The 20,627-nt window shown below is 60.7% G+C and carries 15 protein-coding genes; 7 read left to right on the top strand and 8 right to left on the bottom strand.

Going from position 1 to position 20,627, the window contains the following annotated elements:
* Position 1: 1 nt before the first annotated feature.
* From cobN to J4E42_RS15945, 4 genes are all read left to right on the top strand, one after another.
* On the top strand, positions 2–3,859 hold the full coding sequence (cobN, locus tag J4E42_RS15930; RefSeq protein ID WP_207285614.1) for a cobaltochelatase subunit CobN: 3,858 nt from the start codon (positions 2–4) through the stop codon (positions 3,857–3,859).
* A gap of 153 nt (positions 3,860–4,012) precedes the next feature.
* The gene (locus J4E42_RS15935; protein ID WP_207285615.1) at positions 4,013–5,011 is read left to right on the top strand and encodes an ATP-binding protein; all 999 of its coding nucleotides are present in this window, start codon (positions 4,013–4,015) and stop codon (positions 5,009–5,011) included.
* A gap of 53 nt (positions 5,012–5,064) precedes the next feature.
* Complete coding sequence (locus tag J4E42_RS15940) at positions 5,065–5,676, top strand: VWA domain-containing protein (RefSeq protein WP_207285675.1); 612 nt, start codon at positions 5,065–5,067, stop codon at positions 5,674–5,676.
* A 202-nt stretch (positions 5,677–5,878) separates the two neighbouring features.
* On the top strand, positions 5,879–7,525 hold the full coding sequence (locus J4E42_RS15945; RefSeq protein ID WP_207285616.1) for a phospholipase D-like domain-containing protein: 1,647 nt from the start codon (positions 5,879–5,881) through the stop codon (positions 7,523–7,525).
* Positions 7,526–7,676: 151 nt separating this feature from the next.
* Here J4E42_RS15945 and J4E42_RS15950 read toward each other — a convergent pair whose 3' ends face one another.
* A complete protein-coding gene (locus J4E42_RS15950) occupies positions 7,677–8,900 on the bottom strand; it encodes an NADH:flavin oxidoreductase/NADH oxidase family protein (protein WP_207285617.1) in 1,224 nt (407 codons plus the stop codon).
* Positions 8,901–9,008: 108 nt separating this feature from the next.
* A complete protein-coding gene (locus tag J4E42_RS15955; protein WP_207285618.1) occupies positions 9,009–10,550 on the bottom strand; it encodes an MFS transporter in 1,542 nt (513 codons plus the stop codon).
* 165 nt (positions 10,551–10,715) lie between these two features.
* Between J4E42_RS15955 and J4E42_RS15960 the strand changes: the two genes are divergently transcribed.
* Both J4E42_RS15960 and J4E42_RS15965 read left to right on the top strand, forming a co-directional pair.
* The gene (locus J4E42_RS15960) at positions 10,716–11,582 is read left to right on the top strand and encodes a LysR family transcriptional regulator (RefSeq protein WP_207285619.1); all 867 of its coding nucleotides are present in this window, start codon (positions 10,716–10,718) and stop codon (positions 11,580–11,582) included.
* Positions 11,583–11,987: 405 nt separating this feature from the next.
* The gene (locus J4E42_RS15965) at positions 11,988–13,547 is read left to right on the top strand and encodes a TerC family protein (RefSeq protein WP_207285620.1); all 1,560 of its coding nucleotides are present in this window, start codon (positions 11,988–11,990) and stop codon (positions 13,545–13,547) included.
* Positions 13,548–13,597: 50 nt separating this feature from the next.
* Here the strand turns inward: J4E42_RS15965 and J4E42_RS15970 are convergent, their stop codons facing one another.
* The 4 genes from J4E42_RS15970 to J4E42_RS15985 all read right to left on the bottom strand — a co-directional run bounded on the left by J4E42_RS15970 (position 13,598) and on the right by J4E42_RS15985 (position 18,408).
* On the bottom strand, positions 13,598–15,406 hold the full coding sequence (locus tag J4E42_RS15970; protein ID WP_008040046.1) for a monovalent cation:proton antiporter-2 (CPA2) family protein: 1,809 nt from the start codon (positions 15,404–15,406) through the stop codon (positions 13,598–13,600).
* A gap of 151 nt (positions 15,407–15,557) precedes the next feature.
* On the bottom strand, positions 15,558–16,577 hold the full coding sequence (locus J4E42_RS15975; RefSeq protein ID WP_207285621.1) for a M48 family metallopeptidase: 1,020 nt from the start codon (positions 16,575–16,577) through the stop codon (positions 15,558–15,560).
* A 24-nt stretch (positions 16,578–16,601) separates the two neighbouring features.
* Positions 16,602–17,207 (bottom strand): LemA family protein, encoded by a 606-nt coding sequence (locus tag J4E42_RS15980; protein ID WP_207285622.1) that lies wholly within the window; start codon positions 17,205–17,207, stop codon positions 16,602–16,604.
* A 127-nt stretch (positions 17,208–17,334) separates the two neighbouring features.
* A complete protein-coding gene (locus tag J4E42_RS15985; protein WP_008040041.1) occupies positions 17,335–18,408 on the bottom strand; it encodes a sensor domain-containing diguanylate cyclase in 1,074 nt (357 codons plus the stop codon).
* Between the two features lie 163 nt (positions 18,409–18,571).
* Between J4E42_RS15985 and J4E42_RS15990 the strand changes: the two genes are divergently transcribed.
* Complete coding sequence (locus J4E42_RS15990; protein WP_207285623.1) at positions 18,572–18,910, top strand: FKBP-type peptidyl-prolyl cis-trans isomerase; 339 nt, start codon at positions 18,572–18,574, stop codon at positions 18,908–18,910.
* 101 nt (positions 18,911–19,011) lie between these two features.
* On the opposite strand, the gene J4E42_RS15995 is transcribed toward J4E42_RS15990, so the two are convergent.
* Both J4E42_RS15995 and J4E42_RS16000 read right to left on the bottom strand, forming a co-directional pair.
* On the bottom strand, positions 19,012–19,320 hold the full coding sequence (locus J4E42_RS15995; RefSeq protein WP_219739876.1) for a hypothetical protein: 309 nt from the start codon (positions 19,318–19,320) through the stop codon (positions 19,012–19,014).
* A 23-nt stretch (positions 19,321–19,343) separates the two neighbouring features.
* Positions 19,344–20,582, bottom strand: coding sequence for an S-type pyocin domain-containing protein (locus J4E42_RS16000; protein WP_008040039.1), 1,239 nt, complete (start codon positions 20,580–20,582; stop codon positions 19,344–19,346).
* Positions 20,583–20,627 lie beyond the last annotated feature (45 nt).

A 20,627-nucleotide genomic window follows, 5' to 3' on the forward strand; every position in this document is an offset into this window, starting at 1 on the left:
CATGCACCTGCTCAGGACCCAGCCCGGCGGTTTCGTCTCGGATGACAACATTGCCGACCTTGGACAAACCCCTGCCGAGCTGGTGATCCTGTGCAGCGGCGATTCCAGCCTCGCGCTGCTCGCCGAAGCCGCGCAACAGTTGCCGGACGATTACCCGAGCGTGCGTCTGGCCAACCCGATGCAGGTGCAGAACCACGCCTCGGTCGATTTGTATGTCGACGAAGTGCTGCGCCACGCCAAGGTGATTCTGATCTCGCTGCACGGCGGCATTGCGTATTGGCGTTACGGCGTCGAGCGGTTGGTCGAGCTCTCCCAGCGCGGCGTGCAGCTGATTCTGGTGCCCGGCGATGATCGCCCGGACCCGGAACTCAGCGACCTGAGCACGGTGGTTGCCGAAGACCGCGACCGGCTTTGGCATTACTTGCGTCAGGGCGGCATGGCCAACGCGCTCGATCTGTTTCGCTGCCTCGCCACTCGTTGGCTGGAGCGCGACTACGCGTGGGCCGAACCGCAAACCCTGCCGCGCACAGCGATTTACCACCCACAAAAAAGTCCCGCCGCACTGCAGGATTGGCTAGCCGACTGGCAGGCCGATCAACCGGTGGCGGCGGTGCTGTTTTACCGTTCGCATTTGCAGGCGGCGAACACCGCTTTCATTGATGTTTTCTGCCAGCGTTTGCAAGCGGCGGGGTTGAATCCCTTGCCGATTGCCGTGGCCAGTCTCAAAGAGCCCGGCTGCCTCTCGGTGGTCGAGGACTGGCTGGATGACGTCGAAGCCTCGGTGATTCTCAACACCACCGGCTTCGCCCAATCCAGCCCCGAAGCGCCGCACTTGCGACCGTTTCGACGCAATATCCCGGTGATCCAGGCCATCTGCGCCCAGGACAACGAACCCGGTTGGCGTGCCAGCGAGCAGGGCCTCGGCCCCCGGGATCTGGCGATGCACATCGCGTTGCCGGAGCTGGACGGGCGGATCATCAGTCGCCCGATCAGCTTCAAGGACCTGGCGTGGCGCAGTGAGCGCAGTCAGTCCGACGTGGTGTGCTATCGAGCACAACCGGAACGCATGGACTTTGTCGCCGAACTGGCGCGGCGCTGGATCGATCTGGCGCGGGTGCCGAACAGCGAAAAACGCATTGCCCTGATCCTCGCCAACTACCCGACCCGCGACGGGCGCATCGGCAACGGCGTGGGCCTCGACACACCGGCCGCTGCACTGAATATCCTGCGTGCGCTGCATCAAGAAGGTTACCCGCTGCCGGCCGAACTGCCGGGCAGCGGCACCGAACTGATCCAGCAATTGCTCGGCGGCGTCAGCAACGATCTCGACACCCTCGATCAGCGCCCGTGCCAGCAAAGCCTGGCGATGGATGATTACAACCTGATGTTCAACGCCTTGCCCGAGGCTAATCGCCAGGCAGTGCTGGAACGTTGGGGCACCGCGCAAAACGATCCGATGTTCCGTGACGGGCGAATGATGATCGCCGGCCTGCGTTTCGGCCTGACCTTCGTCGGCATTCAACCGGCGCGCGGTTATCAGGTGGACCCGAGCGCGGTCTATCACGACCCGGACCTGGTGCCGCCTCACGGTTATCTGGCGTTCTATTTCTGGTTGCGCAACACCTACGGCGCCCACGGCGTGATCCACGTCGGCAAGCACGGCAACCTCGAATGGCTGCCGGGCAAAGGTGTCGGGCTGTCCGAGCATTGCTGGCCGGATGCGCTGCTTGGGCCGCTGCCGAACATCTATCCGTTCATCGTCAACGATCCGGGCGAGGGCGCCCAAGCCAAGCGCCGCACGCAAGCGGTGATCATCGATCACCTGATGCCGCCGTTGACCCGCGCCGAAACCTACGGCCCGCTGCGTAACCTCGAACTGCTCGCCGACGAGTATTACGAAGCGCAATTGCTTGACCCGCGCCGCGCCCGTGAATTGCAGCGCGACATTCTGCAACTGGTGCGCGACACGCACATCGACCGTGAGCTGCAACTGGACGAGAAGCTCGACAGCGACGCCGATGCAGCGATCTGGCTGCCGCGTCTGGACACGTATTTGTGCGATCTGAAGGAGTCGCAGATCCGCGATGGCTTGCACATCTTTGGCGAGTCGCCGAGCGGGCGTCTGCGCATCGACACGTTGTTGGCTTTGTTGCGGATTCCACGGGGCGATGGCCGTGGCGCGCAGTCGAGTTTGTTGCGGGCGTTGGCCAAGGCGTTTGGGTTGGGCTTTGATCCGCTGGATTGCGCGTTGGCTGAGCCTTGGGTTGGGCCGCGACCGATTGAGCTGCAATCGCTCGACGATGAAGTCTGGCGAACTGCCGGCGATACTCGCGAACGCCTCGAACTGTTCGCCGCTCAACTGATTTCACAAGTTTTAAATGCCACCCCCAAACCCTGTGGGAGCGAGCCTGCTCGCGAAAGCGGAGTGTCAGTCGACATTGATTTGCCTGTCACACCGCATTCGCGAGCAGGCTCGCTCCTACAGGGGCCGGGGTGGTCTGATGTGAGCTCCATCCTCGACAACCTGCGCGAAGTCGTCGCACCACGCCTGGACGCCTGCGGCCCGGCGGAAATGCGCGGCTTGCTCGACGCCCTCAGCGGTCGTTTCGTCCCCGCCGGCCCTAGCGGCGCGCCGAGTCGCGGGCGGCTGGACGTGCTGCCGACCGGGCGCAATTTCTATTCGGTGGACGTGCGCAACCTGCCGACCACCACCGCGTGGCGCATCGGTTTCCAATCGGCGAACCTGATTCTCGAGCGGCACTTACAGGACCACGGCGATCACCTGCGTCAGCTCGGCCTGTCGGTCTGGGGCACCGCGACCATGCGCACCGGCGGCGACGACATCGCGCAAGCCATGGCGCTGATGGGCGTGCGCCCGGTCTGGGCGACGGGCAGTCAGCGGGTCGATGACTTCGAAATTCTGCCGCTGAGCCTGCTCGACCGCCCACGCGTGGACGTGACCTTGCGCGTGTCCGGGTTCTTCCGTGATGCCTTTGCCAATCTGATCCGCCTGTTCGATGCGGCGGTGCAGGCAGTCGCTGCGCTGGATGAGCCGGACGATCTCAATCCATTGGCGGCCAAGGTCCGCGCCGAACGCGAAGCGTTGCTGCAATCGGGCCTTGATGAAGAAGCGGCCAGACGGCAGGCCGGTTGGCGCATTTTCGGCGCCAAACCCGGTGCTTACGGCGCTGGCGTGCAAGGGGCAATCGATGGTCGTTTATGGCAGAGCCGCGAGAACCTGGCCGAGGTTTACCTCAACTGGGGCGGCTACGCTTACGGCGGTGCCGACGAAGGCACGGCGGCCCGCGAGCAGTTCGCCCAGCGCCTGAGCCAGGTTCAGGCCGTGCTGCAAAATCAGGATAACCGCGAGCATGATTTGCTCGACTCCAATGACTATTACCAGTTCCAGGGCGGTATGCTCGCGGCCGTGGAAAGCCTCAGCGGTGCAGCGGCGGCTAGTTACCATGGCGACCACAGCCAACCGGACTTGCCGAAAATTCGTACGTTGAAGGAAGAACTGAACCGGGTGATCCGCTCGCGGGCGGCCAATCCGAAGTGGATCGACGGCGTGAAGCGCCACGGCTACAAAGGTGCGTTTGAACTGGCGGCGACGGTCGATAACCTGTTCGCCTTCGACGCGACGACGCAGTTGATCGACGATCACCAATACGCGTTGCTGGCCGATGCGTATTTGCTGGACCCGGCGACCCGGGATTTTGTGCGCGAGCACAATCCCCATGCGTTGCGCGACATGACGGAGCGGATGCTGGAAGCGCAGCAGCGCGGGATGTGGCAAGAGCCGGGCGCCTATAAAGAAGCACTGGAAAACCTGCTGCTGGACATAGAAGAAGACACCTGACACACCGTAGATCCCCTGTAGGAGTGAGACCGGCTTGCCGGCGATAGCGTTGGGTCAGTCAATATTGATTTGCCTGACACACCGCTATCGCCGGCAAGCCGGTCTCGCTCCCACAGTTAGAAGCATTTCACCGACCATGACCGAGATTTGATAATGACCGACACCCCGCATTTCCCGCTCTCCGCCGTGGTCGGCGCCGACGATCTCAAACTCGCTTTGTACCTCACCGCCATCGACCCGAAAATTGGCGGCGTGCTGATCGAAGGCCCGCGCGGCATGGCCAAATCCACCCTGGCCCGAGGCCTCGCGGACCTGCTCGCCAGCGGTCAGTTCGTCACCTTGCCGCTGGGCGCCACTGAAGAACGCCTGGTCGGCACCCTCGACCTTGATGCCGCCCTGAGCGAAGGTCGTGCGCAGTTTTCTCCCGGCGTACTGGCCAAGGCTGACGGTGGCGTGCTCTACGTCGATGAAGTCAATCTGCTGCCCGATCACCTGGTGGACTTGCTGCTCGACGTCGCCGCCAGCGGCACCAACCTGATCGAGCGTGACGGCATTTCCCATCGGCATTCGGCAAAGTTCGTGTTGATCGGGACCATGAATCCGGAAGAGGGCGAGTTGCGTCCGCAACTGCTCGACCGCTTTGGCCTGAACGTCGCCCTCAGCGGTCATACCGCACCCGCCCAGCGTGGGCAGATCATCCGTCGGCGGCTGGATTTCGACAGCGATCCGCAACGCTTCTGCGCCGAGTGGGAAAGCCAGCAGCAGTCTTTGCGTGAGCGTTGCCAGACAGCGCGCAGCACACTGGCGAGCATCCCCCTGGACGATGAGGCGCTGGCACAGATTACCGAGCGCTGTTTCGCCGCCGGTGTCGATGGGCTGCGCGCCGATCTGGTCTGGCTGCGTGCCGCCCGTGCCCATGCGGCATGGCGGGGGGCGAGCGCCATTGCCGAGGAAGATATCGATGCCGTTGCCGAGTTCGCCTTGCGCCATCGTCGTCGCGAACAGTCGCCACCAGCGCCGCAACAGGCCCGGCAACCCGCCCCGCAACCATCCAGCCCGAGCGAAGGTCAGGGCCAATGGGGCGAAATGCCGGCGCAGGCGCTGCCGGTCGGTGCTCGACGTGAAGTGCCGAGCTGGCCAAAAAAGCCCTAGGCATTCGCCCTCGATCTGACGCGGGGGCGAATGCCAGACCCCGCGCCGGACGGCTGGACCACGGCAAACAGGGTAAGCGTCATGCCGCCCGCAGCGGCTCGATCAATTGGCCCGGCACCTTGCTCAACGGCCGCCCGCGCCAGCGCCAGGATGTGCTGTTTCAGTTGTGCACCCGTTCGCCCCATGAACTGTGGCTGGTGATCGTCGACGCCTCGGCCTCGACACGTCGCCATCAGGCCTTGAGCGACGCCAAGGGGCTGTTGGCGCAGTTGTTCGACGACGCTTATCGCCAGCGTGCGCACCTGGCGTTGCTGACCGCCAGCGGCCATGCGCCGAAGTGGCAAGTGCAAGGGTTGAAAGCTTCCAGCGGGTTGCGCCACTGGCTCGATGGCCTTGGCGCGGGCGGCGGTACGCCGTTGCTGGCGGCATTGGGCGAAGCGGGGCGGTGGCTCGCGGTCCGGCAAAAACGCTTCCCGGCGGAGCAACAACGGTTGTTGCTGGTGACCGATGGCCGGTTGAAGGAGTGGTCGGGGTTGCCGGCGCTGGAGTGTCCGGGGCTGCTGATCGACATCGAGCGTGGACCGATCCGGCTGGGGCGGGCGCGGCAGTTGGCAGCGGAGCTGCAAACGGATTATCGGCATATCGATGAGATGGTTTCAGGCTGAGTTATTTGGGTGTTTACTCTGGCCCCATCGCGAGCAGGCTCGCTCCCACAGGGGGGCTATGTCGTTCGCAAATAATGTGTTCACTGTAGATCTAATGTGGGAGCGAGCCTGCTCGCGATGGCATCCATTTGGTTTTGGATAATCACGGCTTACCGGCATCCCTGCCCTATGCTCTGAAAGCAGCCATTCACAGGAGTGAAGCATGCGTGTTCTAGCCACAAACAGTCAGGACGATTTCCGCGTCAAAGCCTACGCCGGCACCAACGGCGTGCTGCTGGCCATGGACCTGGCCGAATCCCGCCGCAAAGGCCTGCTGGGTTTCGCCATCGAAAAACAGCAAGGCAGCAAGCCCTGGTTGTTCCTGTTCAATAGCCTGACGTTCCCCGGCAAGGCTCATACGTTCCCGCAGTTTCACGCCACCCCGAGCGACCTCGCGCCGCTGCAGAAATTTCGCTGGGCCGATTATGCGGTCAATCCGGGGATGACGATCCATTACCGAATCCACCTCGCCTATGGCAGCGCGGATGCACCGCAGCTGGGCGAATTTCTCGAAGTGACTGTCACGTCCGACAACGGCCTGCCGCACAATCAGAGTGTGATTTTCAACCGCGCGGTGGCTGCCAGCCAGGCATTCCAGCGCAAGTTTCCCGACCTCGACGCGTTGATCAGCGCCAACAAGAACCTGCCCATCGAGGCCTGGCCCGATGCGCCGCGCCAGTGGCTGGAAAACGGTTTGCTCGGGCGCCTGCTGGGGTTTATCGAACGGGCGGTGGATGGTCAGTGGGCGCTGGACATTGCCATTTACGAGTACGAGTTGCAGGTGATCGTCGATGCCGTCAACGCGGCGTTCGAACGGGGTGTGAAGGTTCGCGTGCTGTATCACGCACAACCCGACGATGACGACACCGTCATCAACCAGGCCAGCCTGGAAAAAATCCCGGCGGCGAACAAGCGCGGGCGTGTCACCCATAACATCTTCCACAACAAATTCATGGTGCTGAGCCGGGTCGATGCCGCCGGGCAGCTTCAGCCTGAAGCGGTGCTGTGCGGCAGCACCAACTTCACGCCCAATGGCGTTTATCGACAGGCCAACGTGGTGCATGTGCTGGACGACGCGCGCATCAGCGCCAGCTATCTGCAGACCTTCGAGCAAGTCTGGGCGACACCGGACGACGTCGGCGCCACCCGGCAATGGATCACGCAACACAACCCGATAGACCCGCAGCAGCCGTTGTTCGCCGGGTTCTCACCGCGTTCGGGGCAGGGTGATTTGCGGGCGTTTGTCGAGATCATCAACGCCGCGAAAAAGGACGTGCTGTTTGTCACTGCGTTCGCCTTGCCCGATGACATTCTCAACGCGCTGCTCGGCCAGCCCCACGACGACATTTTGCGTTACGGCCTGCAAAACACCGCCAGCCGCATCACCGGTTTTCACGCTGATCGCAGCGCCGAATTTGCCGCGACTGCGCTGCTCAACACCGGGCTGGAGGGCTGGCTTCGAGAGAACATGAAGGGCCAGAAGGGCAATCTGCTGGTGCACACCAAAGCCGTGGTCACCGACTTCACCAGCGACGCGCCGACGATCATCAGCGGCAGCCACAACCTCAGCGCTGCGGCCAGTAACGGCAACGACGAGAACTATCTGATCGTGCGCGGCGATACCGATCTGGCTGATCGTTATGGTTTGGAGTTGCTGCGGTTCTACGAGCATTACCGCTTTCGCTACTTCGCGAAGAAGCTTGCGCTCAAACAGGTGCAGCCGTTGAGGGCGGATGACAGCTGGACTGATGATTATTACCTGGCGGGGGATTTGCGGCAGCTGTCGCGACTGCGATTCTCCGGACGGTAAATCAGTGTATCCAATGGCCCCATCGCGAGCAGGCTCGCTCCCACATGGGATTTGTGTACGCCACCGACCAAATGTGGGAGCGAGACCGGCTTGCCGGCGATGGGGGCGACACGGTCTCCCCGCGTCAGTGGAACTTTGAACTTCCCCCCGATTACTTCCCCATCGCCTGTCGGTACTGCCGCGTACGCCGGCCAATGTACAAACGGTCAAGGATCAGCGCCCAGACTGCCGACACCTCCGGCCGGGGCTTGCGGCCACGGCTCAGGCGCTGGAGCTGGAATTTCACCACAGCCATGCTCGCCAGCGAGGCCAACGGTTTGCGTTTCCACTGGATCGGCGGCAGTTGCGGATGGCTGTTTCGGCCTTCGCGCCAGTGTTTGACCAACTGCGGTTCGAGGGCCAACGCGGTGCCGATACCGGCCATGGCGATGCCGCTGTCCAGCACTTGTTCGACGATCGCCAAACGCCGAATCCCGCCGGTCACCATCACCGGCATGCGCGCCACGCTCGCCAATTCGCCGGCCATTTCCAGAAAGTACGCTTCCCGCGCCAGGGTCCGGCCATCGCGTGCCTCGCCCTGCATGGCCGGTGCTTCGTAGCTGCCGCCCGACAACTCAAGCAAATCGATCGGTTGCTCGTTGAGCCACTGGATCACTTGGCGGGCATCGTCGGCGTCGAAGCCACCGCGCTGGAAGTCGGCCGAGTTGAGTTTTACCGAGACGCAAAACTTCGGTGATACGGCCTGGCGAACGGCGCTGATCACGTCGAGCAACAAGCGTGCGCGATTCTCCAGCGATCCGCCCCAGCGGTCGGTGCGGCGATTGGTCAATGGCGACAGGAACTGGCTGATCAGGTAACCGTGTGCCGCATGAATCTGCACGCCGGTGAAACCGGCCTTTTCGGCGAGGGCAGCGCTGGTGGCGAAGCGCGTGATTACCTCGGCGATATCGCCCTCGGACATCGGTTTGGGTTCGGCAAACATCTTGGAAAATGAACCGAGATCCAGCGCCACCGCCGAGGGCGCCCACGCTTGCTGGCCGAGGTTGGCCATGGTCTGGCGCCCCGGATGATTGAGCTGCATCCAGAATTGCGCGCCACCGGAGCGGCCAATCGTTGCCCATTGGCGAAAGCGTTCCATGTCGCGTTCATCTTCCAGCACCACGCCGCCGGGGCCGGTCATGGCGCGGCGGTCGATCATCACATTGCCCGTCAGCAACAACCCGGTTTCGCCCCTGGCCCAGGCCTGGTACAAGCGAAACAGTGCATCGGACGGCGCCTGCCCGGTGTTGGCAAGGTTCTCTTCCATCGCCGCTTTGGCAATGCGATTGCCGATTGTCTGGCCGTTGGGCAAATTCAACGCTTGGAAGGGCGACATGCTTGACTCCTCATCAGTGGAGAATAGAGGCTAAGCTTAAAGCTAACTTTAATGTCAAGCAGGAAAACGAGACCGGGATGGAAATTGGTGAATTGGCTCTGGCGCCCTTCAAGCCTTCGCGCTGATGGCGGCAGCCGATGGGGCGGGAATCGGATTGCGCATCAGCGTACCCACCACCAGCGCCCCCAGCAATGCGAGTAACCCGGCGACCAACAACAAGAGACTGAAGCCGCCGACGAACGCCTGTCGGGCCAACGGTTCGACCACGCTGCGTGCGGCTTCCGGCAACAGGTCCAGCGCTGCCGGCATGTCACCGGCCACCACCCGCGACGCGATGCCCTGGGTCTGGGCGAGCCATTGCGCGCCTTGTGGCGACAAATCTGCGCGCAACAACTGTTCGGCATGGCTGGACAGCAACGCGCCGTATACGCCGATCGCCAGCACGATCGCACTGAAACGCATGGTGGTGCTCATGCCCGAGGCCATCCCGGTGCGTTCCCTGGGCACGCAGGCCATGATGTTTTTCTGCGTGTCGCCGTTGAGCAGCCCGGCCCCCGCGCCGGTGACGGCAATCGCCAGGGCAAAAGGCAGGTAACCGCCGCTGCTGACCGCCCAGGCACTGAGCAGATTGCCGCTGCCGACCAGGGTCAAACCGGTCGCCATCAACGTGGCCGGGGCAAATCGACTGGCCAGGCGCACGCCGATACGCGGGCAAATCAACATGGTCAGGGCAAACGGCAACATGCCCAGTCCCGAGGCGATGGCCGAGAAACCCAGGCCGTTTTGCAGATAAAACGGCAGCAACGTCATCATCACCTGCGCGCAACCGGCGTAGGCAAACATCCCCAGCAGCGCGCCAATGAAGCGCGGATGTTTGAACAATTGCAGGTCGACCATCGGCCGCCGCTGCATCCGCTCGATCACGACGAACAACCCCAGTAACAGCGCGCCGCCGATCAGTCGGGCGTAAGTGATCGGGTTGTTCCAGCCGATCCGGTTGGCCTCGATCAGACCCCAGATCAGGCACAGCAAACTGCCACTGAACGCCAGGCTGCCCCACGGATCGAGGCGTGCGGATTGAGGGTCGCGGGATTCCGGCACCGCACGCCAGACCATGACCATCAGAAACAGGCCCACCGGTAAATTGAGGTAGAAGATCCAGCGCCAGCCAATGAATTCAGTGATCAAGCCGCCGACGGTCGGCGCGGCGGTCATCGCCACGCCCATGCACGCGCCCCAGAACGCCCAGGCCTTGGCCCGTTCCACTTCATCGTGAAACGTATGGCCGATAGAGGCCAGGGCCGAGGTCAGCAGCAACGCCGCGCCGACCCCCTTGATCGCCCGTGCGATGTCGAGGAACAACGCGTTGGGCGCAGCACCGCAACCGATGGACGCCAGAATGAAAATGCCCAGGCCACAGAGCAGGGTTTTCTGCCGGCCGAAGCGGTCGGCGATGCTGCCCGCCGGCAGCAACAGGGCGGCAAAGGCGAGCATGTAGGCGCTGACCACCCATTCGATGTCGGCAAAATTGGCACCCAGGTCCCGGGCAATCGTCGGCAGGGTGACGGCGACGATGTTGGTATCGAGGACGATCAACGAACACACGCCAGAGGCGGTCAGCAATGTGAGGCGCGGATTGACGCGGCTCATGAGCGGATTGCCTTTTGCACAAGGCTGCTTTCTGTAACGGCGAAAAGGGGTTTGACGTACATGCTGTGGGCTCTCTACTGTGATTGCCGAATGAGCTTATCGCGACCGCTTGTGCGCTTCGTTAGCCGAAAACCGGCACTTCATTACCTTTGAGCTAATGCGTCCATGGACATACGGCATTTCCGCTACTTTCTGGCCGTTGCCCGGCAAGGCAACTTCACGCGTGCTGCCGAACAACTCGGTATCGCACCGCCGACCCTGACTCGACAGATCCAGGACATGGAGAACGAACTCGGCACGCGACTGTTCGTGCGCCAGACCCGTGAAGTCAGCCTGACCGAAGCCGGCGCCGCACTGCTGATTGAAGCCGAGGCGACGGTGCGGCAATTCGAGTACGCCCAACGCAACGCCCAGCGCGCCGGGCGAGGGGATATCGGTCATATCGAGTTGGGTTACGTGGCCTCTGCGGTGTACTCGGGCCTGCTGCAAAAGCAGGTGCAGGCGTTCAGCCGCGAATGCCCGGACGTCAGCCTCAACGTGCGCGAAAGCCCGATGGCGAGCTTGCCGGCGATGGTCCTCGAAGGCCGGTTCGATATCGGTTATGTGCGTTCGCCCATGACGTTGCCCGAGGGGCTGGAAGCCATTCGCCTCGACGCGGAAGGTTTTGTGCTGGCGCTGTCGAGCGAGTCGTGGCTGTGCCGTTTGAGCGAGATTGGCCCGGAGCATTTGCAGGGCGAGACGTTCATCCTGCCGGAGCAGATCAGCGGCACCTTGCAAGTCGCCGCCGAGGGTGGGTTTGCGCCGAAACTCGGGGCGCAACCCGGAGGGCTGGTGGCGGTACTGGCGCTGGTGTCGCTGGGGCAGGGCGTGGCGGTGGTGCCGGAGTCGGTGGTCGGGCACGTCGGGTTGCCCGGTGTGGTTTACCGGTCGATCAAAGGGTGTGAGGCGAGCTCGTGGTTGTCGTTGGTGTATCGGCGGTTTGAGAAATCGGCGGCGGTTGTCAGGTATATCGAGCAGGTCAAACATCGCTAAGAGCAAAAGCTTCGCGAGCAAGCCCGCTCCCACATTTGATCTCCATTATTTGATAGAACACGGTCAAGTGTGGGAGCGGGCTTGGTCTGGGCGGCATTCCGACGAAGGCGGCTTCAAAAACACAGAATCTGCTGCTGGTTACAGATTTTGTAATGATTTCTGGCTGTAGGAAAAGTCGCTTTCACCTGTACGCTCCAAGGCCTTTTTCCTTTCAGGACTTGCATGAACACCCTCTCGGAGCCCCCCAGTTATCCTTCCCTTCAGCGCCATCGTGCGCGCCTGATACACGCGAAACACCCGGTCTTTCGCCTTCCGAACACCCTTGTCATTGCAGCTCCACGGCCTCTGCGCCGCGCCTTGCCGTGCCCGGCATTCTGAATTCACTGAAGAGATCGAGACGTTTTTATGGAATGGATAGCTGACCCCACCGCGTGGCTGGGCCTGTTGACGTTGATCGTACTGGAGCTGGTGCTCGGCATCGATAACCTGGTGTTTATCGCGATCCTGGCGGACAAACTGCCGCCCGAGCAGCGTGATCGTGCACGAATCATCGGTTTGTCCCTGGCCTTGCTGATGCGCCTGGGCCTGCTGGCGAGTATTTCCTGGCTGGTGACCCTGACCCAGCCGCTGTTCGAGGTGTTCGAGCACAGTTTCTCCGGCCGTGACCTGATCATGTTGTTCGGTGGTGTGTTCCTGTTGTTCAAAGCGACGATGGAATTGCACGAGCGACTTGAAGGCCATGTCGGCCAGCGCTCGTCCAACACGGCTTACGCGCTGTTCTGGCCGATCGTCGCGCAGATCGTGGTGCTCGACGCGGTGTTCTCCCTCGACGCGGTGATTACCGCCGTGGGCATGGTCGATGAGCTGGCGGTCATGATGATCGCGGTGATCATCTCCATCGGCCTGATGATTGTCGCCAGCAAGCCGCTGACCCGTTTCGTCAACGCACACCCGACGGTGATCATGCTGTGCCTGGGTTTCCTGATGATGATCGGCTTCGCGCTGACCGCTGAAGGCCTGGGCTTCCATATTCCGAAGGGCTACCTGTACGCGGCCATTGGTTTCTCGATCCTGATCGAGTTGTTCAACCAGATCGCCCGGGCGCGCCGCAAAAAGTCCATGCAGGGCCTGCGACCGATGCGCGAGCGCACGGCCCATGCGGTTTTGCGTTTGCTGGGGGGGCGCAAACTGGCGGTGGAAGAGGTCGGCGAAGAGATTGCCGACATGCTCGACAACGGCGAGGCGCCGAGCGAAGAGCTGTTCGACCGTCGTGAGCGGGTGATGATCAGCGGCGTGCTGCAACTGGCCGAACGCCCGATTCGCACGTTGATGACGGTCCGCGCCGACGTCGATCACATCGACCTGTCCGACGATGCAGAAGCCATTCGTACACGGCTGATGCATTCGTCCTACTCGCGCCTGCCGTTGATACGCGACGGTGCGGTGGATGAGCCGCTGGGCTTCGTGCACAAGAAGGAATTGCTCAAGGAATACCTGGCCGGCAACGAGCCGGACCTTGAGCATCTGGCGCGCAAGACCATCAACTTGCTGGACAGTTATTCGATCCTCAATGCCTTGGAACAGATGCGCCAGGCCTCGACGCACATCGCCTTTGTGGTCAATGAGTTCGGTGACTTCGTTGGCGTGCTGACCATGACCGACATTCTCGAATCGATTGCCGGTGAGTTGCCCGACGCCAGCGAAATCGAGGGGCCGGACGTGGTGGAAGAGCCGGGCGGGTTCAGGGTCAATGGTGCGTTGAACCTGATGCGGGTTCGCCAGCGGACCGGGTTCGCCGTAGAACCGACCGAGGACTATCAGACCTTGGCGGGACTGGTGATGAGCATGCTTGATCGACTGCCGATGATTGGCGACAGCCATGAGTGGGAAGGCTGGCGCATGACGGTGATGGCGGTTGAAGAGCGGCGGGTGACGCGGGTGTTCCTGGCGCGGATCGGCGGGTGATTGTTCGTTGAGTTTGAGGGCCTCATCGCGGTGAGGCCCTCACATTCACCTCAACCCTTCGCGGATTGCTCTTCCAGCTGATCCGACTCAAACAGCTTCGCCAGTTCTGCCCTGGCTTCCTGCGCGGTCTGCAACACCTTCGCCGCATCGTCATACACCGCATGCTGCGCTTCCAGCACTTGCTCGTCGTGATGCTGGAAACGCTTGATCCGCGCATCGGCCTGCGCCTGGGTCAGGCCCAATCCCACCAGCGTGCGCCGGCTCATTTCCAGGCTCGAATAATAGGTTTCCCGAATCGCCTCGGCCCCCAGGTCCACCAACCGGTGCACATGCTGACGGTTACGGGCGCGGGCGATGATCTTGATGTGCGGATACAGCCGGTGCACGACCTCGGCGGTCTTGATGTTGGTGTCCGGGTCGTCGGTGGCGATGATGAAATATTCCGCCTGCTCGACCTTGGCCGCGCTGAGGATTTCCGGGCGCATCGGGTCGCCGTAGAACACCGGCACGCCGCCAAAGCTGCGCGACAGTTCGATGGTTTCCACCGAGGTGTCGAGGGCGACGAACTTGATGTTCTGCGCGCGCAGGATACGGGCGACGATCTGCCCCATCCGGCCCATGCCGGCAATCACCACACGCGGCTCGTCGGTGTCGATCTCGCGGAATTTCTCCGGCACCACCACCGGCTGCACCTTGGGGCTGACCAGTCGCGCGCAGATCAGCAACAACAACGGCGTCACCGCCATGGACAGGGTGATGGTCAGCACCAGCAGATCGTACAGGCGCGGTTCGAACAAACCCTGGTCGCGACCGATCTTGAACACCACAAACGCAAACTCACCGCCCGCCGCCAGTACGATGCCGAGGCGAATCGCACTGACCTTGCCCAAACCGCCAGCCAGCCGCCCCACGACAAAAAGCAGCGGCAGCTTGATGGCGATCAGCAGCAGGGTCAGGCCCAGCACCGTGATCGGCGCGCTGAGCAGCAGGCTGAGATTCGCGCCCATGCCGACGCTGATGAAAAACAGCCCCAGCAGCAGGCCTTTGAACGGTTCGATCTGCGCTTCCAGTTCGTGGCGGTATTCGGAATCCGCCAGCAGCAAACCGGCGAGGAACGCGCCCAGTGCCATCGATACGCCGACCAGATCCATCAGCCACGCCGTGCCGATCACCACCAGCAACGCAGTAGCGGTGGAAACCTCCGGCAGACCGGTGCGGGCGACCACACGGAACACCGGTCGCAGCAGATACCGGCCGCCGATCACCACCACGGCGATGCTGCCCAAAACGCGCAAGCCGTGGTTCAAATCCTCGGTCGCGGTGGTGGTGTGATCACCGCCCGCCAGCAACGGCACCATGGCGATCAGCGGGATCGCTGCGATGTCCTGGAACAGCAGAATCGCGAATGCCAGGCGCCCGTGGGGGCTGGTCAATTCCTTGCGTTCGGCCAGGCTTTGCAGGCCGAAGGCCGTGGAGGACAGTGCCAGGCCCAGCCCCAGAACAATCGCGCTGTTCAACGGCTGGCCAAACACGAACAGCGCCACCACGCCAATCACCGATCCGGTCAGCAGCACCTGCGCCAGACCGACGCCAAACACCGATTTGCGCATCACCCACAAGCGTCGCGGCGACAGCTCCAGGCCGATGATAAACAGCAGCAACACCACGCCGAGCTCGGAAATATGACTGACGCTTTGCGGGTTGCCGATCAGCCCCAGTACCGACGGCCCGATGATCACCCCGGCAAACAGATAACCCAGCACCGCCCCGAGTTGCAGGCGCTTGGCTAAAGGAACGGTGAGCACCGCCGCGAACAGGAACACGACAGCGGCTTGCAACAGGTTGCCTTCATGGGGCATGGGGAAACTCCAGAACTCGGTACGGCGGGGGGTACAAGGATAAAGGCTGAGACGACGGGCGCAAGCCAGGCCTGCAATGATTGTATGGATGGCGCGTTGTTGCGTACTTCACCTGCAACAAAGCCGATGAACAGAAACCCCCAATGTTTATTCAGGTCCTTTTTAGTTGAGAACGAGGGATCTCAACGTGAGGAAAAGTGCCGTCCCATTGCGCATCGATCCGCCGGATTCGCTCACTCAAATCAGGATGGGTTGCAAATAAACGATCCATTGCCGACGACACGCCAGTATTGAAATACAGGTGACTGAACTCACCCGCCCTGGCGGCCTTGATGTGCGAACCTTGTGCATGACCGCCAATTTTTTTCAGTGCGCCGGCAATGCTTTGCGGATTTCGGGTGTACTGCACCGCTGTGGCATCGGCCAGAAATTCACGTTGCCGACTGACGGCGGCCTTGATCAGACTGCCAAAAAAACTCCCGGCGAATCCGGCTATACACAAAAAAATGCCGATCAGTACACCCGCCAGTTTCAGTCGTTGGTCACGGTGGTTGCTCTGACTCGCTTTGACCAATATCAGGCTGCCCGCCAGTCCGAGCACCAGCAGTCCGCTAATGATTGCCAGCATGTGCATGTTGAGACGCATGTCCCCGTTGTAGATATGGCTGAACTCATGGGCAATCACGCCTTGCAGCTCTTCTCGCGTGAGCAGCGATATCGCACCCTGCGTCACGCCGATCACTGCATCTTCGGGGGTAAACCCGGCCGCGAAGGCGTTGATGCCCTCATCCGGTAACAGATAAACCGTCGGCACAGCGATGCCTGAGGCAAGCGCCATTTCCTCGACGATGTTGATCAGACGTTGCTCTTCGAGCGTTCGCCCGCCGTGATTGATCAGACGTCCGCCCAGTTTTTCTGCGATGACCTTGCCGCCGGCCCGGAGCTCTGCGTACTTGACCAGACTGCCCAGCAGAACAACGCCGATGATTAACGGCGCCACAACCCCGACGGCTTGCCAGTTGAGGGTCAATCTGCGGCTGCCGTCATTCGCATGGTCAAGACTGAATGCGAGGCAGGTTATGGTGATCAGGCTTAGCACCGACAGGATCATCAACAGGACGAGCAGCGCCGTTCGGTGTCTGGCCTGGCGCTGTTGCTCAAAAAAATTCATCGGACCATCCGTGGGCAAAGCGTTTTAGAAGGAAACCTGAGGTGCTTGTTGAATAGACGCGGTGTCGGGGAATTCCAGCGGGGTGGCATCGGCGGCATGGCCGAAGCGAGCGGCCAGTAGCACGGCGGGGAAGCTTTGTTTGAGATTGTTGTAGGTCAGCACCGCGTCGTTGAACACTTGGCGCGCGAAAGTCACTTTGTTTTCAGTGCTGCTGATTTCTTCACTGAGTTGCTGCATGGCCTGCAAAGCCTGGAGTTCCGGGTAGGCTTCCAGGGTTACATTCAGTCGCCCCATGGCGCTGCTGAGAACACCATCGGCCAGACTCAGTTGCGCAATATTTCGTGCGTCGCCCGGTTGAGCCTGGGCGGCCTTGAGCCCGGCCAGTGCGTTGTTGCGCGCGGCGATGACGGCCTCGAGCGTCTCGCGCTCATGGGTCAGATAACCTTTGGCGGTTGCTACCAGATTGGGGATCAGGTCATAGCGGCGCTTGAGTTGCACCTCAACCTGCGCGAAGGCATTTGCTATTTCATTGCGGCGGGCGACCAGGCTATTGAAGAGCCCGATGAGGTACAGAATGCCTAGAACCAGAACGGCCAAAATGACCAGCAAGACGATGCTGTTAGTGCTCATGGTGTGATGTCCTTGTTCACGGAAGGAGATTTTGCGCAGGATGTTAACGGAAAACCCAAGGCTTGACTGCTTTCGGCCAAGTCAGGTTGATCGTGCAGCTTCATGTCGGCCAGTGGAGCGTCAAACCCTATTCGCTGTGAACCCGCACCGGGGGCTCGGTGCCCAACCGATACTGATTATTCCCGCTGCGCTTGGCTTCATACATCGCCAGGTCTGCAATATGAATCAACCGGTCCATGCTCGGCGCATGATCGGGGAACACCGCGACGCCCAGGCTGGTGCCGATGTGGCGCTGGTCGTTGCCGATGGTCACGGGTGGTGAGAGTTCGACGAAGATTTTCTGGCAGATGTTGCGGGCTTCGTCTTGCAAACTGCCGCCTTGCGGCAGGCCCTGGAGGATGACCACGAATTCGTCGCCACCGATGCGGGCGACGGTGTCGGTTGAGCGCAGGATTCGCTTCAGGCGCGTGGCGGTGGTGACGAGTACGCGGTCGCCGGCGGCATGGCCGTAACGGTCGTTGATGGCCTTGAAACCATTGAGGTCGACGAACACCAGTGCTACTCGGGTGGCGGTGATACGGGCTTGTTCCAGCGCCTCGGACAAACGCTCTTCGAGCACCAGCCGGTTGGGCAGGCCGGTCAACGGGTCGAAATGGGCCAGGTGCTGCAGGTAACTGGCGGAGGCTTTTTCCTCGGTGATGTCGCGGACCACGCCCATCATCTTGATCGTTTCATCGTGGTTGTTTTTCACCACGTTGCCGGTCTCGCGCAACCAGCGGATGGTGCCGTCGGGCCAGATGACCCGGTATTCCTCGTCATGGTTCTCGCCGGTTTCCAGGCAACGCAGCTCACCGGCCCGCACCCTGACCCGGTCGTCGGGATGCACGCAGGCGCAAAACAAGGCGTAGGAGGGCGTCACTTCGCCGATCTTGAAGCCGAACATGCCGTAAATCGCGTCCGACCAGTAGAGCCGATCGGTGTCGACATCCCAGTCCCAGGTGCCGATTCGGGCGAAATACTGGCTGCGTTTGAAGCGTTCGGCGTCGCTGTCCTGATGGATGTTTTGTCGTTCGGACAGGTGGGTGATGAGCACGCGATATTCGTCGAGCTGCTTTCGCAGCGAACGCTCGCGACAGATCAGCGCGATAATCAAGGCAAGCAGCAACGCGCAAATGGCTGCGCCGGTCCAGACATGAATCATGCAGAGGTTGCCGTCATGGCGTTTTGATTCCTATGGTCGGTGCTGCATATCTTAGTTCACGCTTAGTGGCAGAAACAGGCCGTATGGGTTGCCAATCGCGCACGTTTCTGGGAAAACGGCGCCGTTACGTCCAATTGGGCGAGTGAACAATAGAGTGAACATGATGAATGATGAACTGCAGGTAATCGATCTTGAAGCGGGCGACGGCAAAGCTGCCGTCAAAGGTGCGCTGATCACCACCCAGTATCGTGGCTGGCTGGAAGACGGAACCGAGTTCGATTCTTCCTACAGCCGGGGCAAACCTTTCCAGTGCGTGATCGGCACCGGACGCGTGATCAAGGGCTGGGATCAGGGGATCATGGGGATGCAGGTCGGTGGCAAGCGCAAATTGCTGGTGCCGGCGCATTTGGGCTATGGCGAGCGCACGATGGGGGCGATTCCGCCGAACTCGAACCTGATTTTCGAGATTGAATTGCTGGAAGTTTTGACGCGGGATGATTGATTTGTTGGTTGTGGCCTGAAAACACAAACCTGTCATCCAGATTAGAGGTGATGGCAGGTTTTATGTTCTGCTGGGAGGATTTCCGGTTTTTATTTAGCGAGTCAGATGAAAGTTTCAATATCATCTAGCGTGTCAGCAACGGTCGCTTCAAGTGCCGGGAATTTTGTTTTCGCAGTATCGAGGGCGGGAAGCACTGCGTTCATATCCAATGTTCCGTGTCTGCGGGCTATATGACCGAGCGACGTGATAGCCGATGCCACGACTCGCTCGCTGCCACTGTCGAGATATTTCAAGCAAATGGTCTGGGCCCAAAATCTATCCTGCTCATTCAAGCCAATGGAAATCAGCGCGGTGACAATACTTGTTTCTAAGCCGGTATCAAGAAGACTGACCGCTTCGTCGTGGCTCATTGATGGATCTTGATAGAGAAGACTCACCTTTCAACCCCCAGAATATTTCCTTTGTTGTCGGCTTTTTTAGCCTTGATCAGAGCATTTTTCATATCTTGATGGAGTTTATCCCAAGGCCTGACATGGCCGTGGTAAATGTCCCCTCCCGTACGATCAAAGACGACAAATTCTTTGGTTTCTGGATCAACACCAATCCGACGTGCCGATGTAGGTTTTACCTGCACTGAGTTGTCGAGCGCTTCCTGTCCATTGGCGGGTCCCTTGCTTTTCACTGGGGTATCCGTTTTTCCATGGTAACTGGCTGCATCGAACTCCAGGGTTAAGACGATGTAAAGAGGCTTGATGCCAGAATCAGCCGGGAATACAAGAATGAAATCCTTATACTCAGGCGGGTAGATCGGATTAACGATGATGCTGTCTGCGGCTGGCGTAGGCGGATAAATCCAGATGTGCGGGACTTGTGGAGCACCTTCCAGCGGTGGGATTCCCGAATTGCTGGACGGGTCTACGGCAGGTGTCCATATCAGCGTTGTCCCGTTGCCAAAGTCAGCCACCTGTTGAGAGCCTTGAGCCACGAACTGCACGACGGGAATCATTTCCCAGTCGCTGCGCTTCTGGGTGTTGTACCCATAGCCCTTTAAAATTCCATCGGCCTGTTGTTCTACATGCAGGCGGACACGTGTACGACCTTCCTTGAGTGTCTTGAGCTGTTCCTCTGAGTATAGGGAACTGTCCCCAAGACTGGACGGCCAGAGCAGTGCAACGACGCCCGCTAACGCGCCGGCAGCAACACCAGCAGTTATTACCCCTGTACCACCGGCAACTGTGGTCCCGAAACCAGCCGTTCCAGCCCCGCCCAAGAGAAGCGTTCCAAGAGAGCCAGGTAACGCACTACCGCTGATTTTTTTGAGAGGAATGTTTCCTGCCGCGTCCCTTTCGCGACCACCCAGAAGAGAGAAGTTTCCGTAGTCAGCCAGTTTCTCGACAGGAACAAACCCCGCTGGGTTGTCGTGGTCGATTACTCCGTACGGGAGGTTGCAGCTTTTGGTGAACACGCAACCCTTAGTGGGTCGATTTTCCTGCAGAGGTTGCCTGACAATACGATCTTCGTAAGCCTGCTGGCGGGCCATCATGTCGTCATAAGATTTTTGTCTGGCATCCCGCTCCGCCAGTTCGGTTGCGGTCATATACCGGCTGGTGACGTGATGTCCGTCCCCTGAGGGTGGGTTTTGAATCCGTGGAATGTCTGTTTTGCGAGACATGAGCGTCCTTGTTACATCCTTTGAAAGCGATGCGGACGTTATCTC

The organism is Pseudomonas sp. FW300-N2A2, from assembly GCF_017351735.1.
Classification (GTDB): domain Bacteria; phylum Pseudomonadota; class Gammaproteobacteria; order Pseudomonadales; family Pseudomonadaceae; genus Aquipseudomonas; species Aquipseudomonas migulae.

Excerpts from the sequence above, each read along its gene's own strand:
- cobN (WP_207285614.1), top strand. The coding sequence starts at position 2 with ATGCACCTGCTCAGGACCCAGCCCGGCGGTTTCGTCTCGGATGACAAC.
- J4E42_RS15935 (WP_207285615.1), top strand. The coding sequence starts at position 4,013 with ATGACCGACACCCCGCATTTCCCGCTCTCCGCCGTGGTCGGCGCCGAC.
- J4E42_RS15945 (WP_207285616.1), top strand. The coding sequence starts at position 5,879 with ATGCGTGTTCTAGCCACAAACAGTCAGGACGATTTCCGCGTCAAAGCC.
- J4E42_RS15950 (WP_207285617.1), bottom strand. The coding sequence starts at position 8,900 with ATGTCGCCCTTCCAAGCGTTGAATTTGCCCAACGGCCAGACAATCGGC.
- J4E42_RS15955 (WP_207285618.1), bottom strand. The coding sequence starts at position 10,550 with ATGAGCCGCGTCAATCCGCGCCTCACATTGCTGACCGCCTCTGGCGTG.
- J4E42_RS15960 (WP_207285619.1), top strand. The coding sequence starts at position 10,716 with ATGGACATACGGCATTTCCGCTACTTTCTGGCCGTTGCCCGGCAAGGC.
- J4E42_RS15965 (WP_207285620.1), top strand. The coding sequence starts at position 11,988 with ATGGAATGGATAGCTGACCCCACCGCGTGGCTGGGCCTGTTGACGTTG.
- J4E42_RS15970 (WP_008040046.1), bottom strand. The coding sequence starts at position 15,406 with ATGCCCCATGAAGGCAACCTGTTGCAAGCCGCTGTCGTGTTCCTGTTC.
- J4E42_RS15975 (WP_207285621.1), bottom strand. The coding sequence starts at position 16,577 with ATGAATTTTTTTGAGCAACAGCGCCAGGCCAGACACCGAACGGCGCTG.
- J4E42_RS15980 (WP_207285622.1), bottom strand. The coding sequence starts at position 17,207 with ATGAGCACTAACAGCATCGTCTTGCTGGTCATTTTGGCCGTTCTGGTT.
- J4E42_RS15985 (WP_008040041.1), bottom strand. The coding sequence starts at position 18,408 with ATGATTCATGTCTGGACCGGCGCAGCCATTTGCGCGTTGCTGCTTGCC.
- J4E42_RS15990 (WP_207285623.1), top strand. The coding sequence starts at position 18,572 with ATGAATGATGAACTGCAGGTAATCGATCTTGAAGCGGGCGACGGCAAA.
- J4E42_RS15995 (WP_219739876.1), bottom strand. The coding sequence starts at position 19,320 with ATGAGCCACGACGAAGCGGTCAGTCTTCTTGATACCGGCTTAGAAACA.
- J4E42_RS16000 (WP_008040039.1), bottom strand. The coding sequence starts at position 20,582 with ATGTCTCGCAAAACAGACATTCCACGGATTCAAAACCCACCCTCAGGG.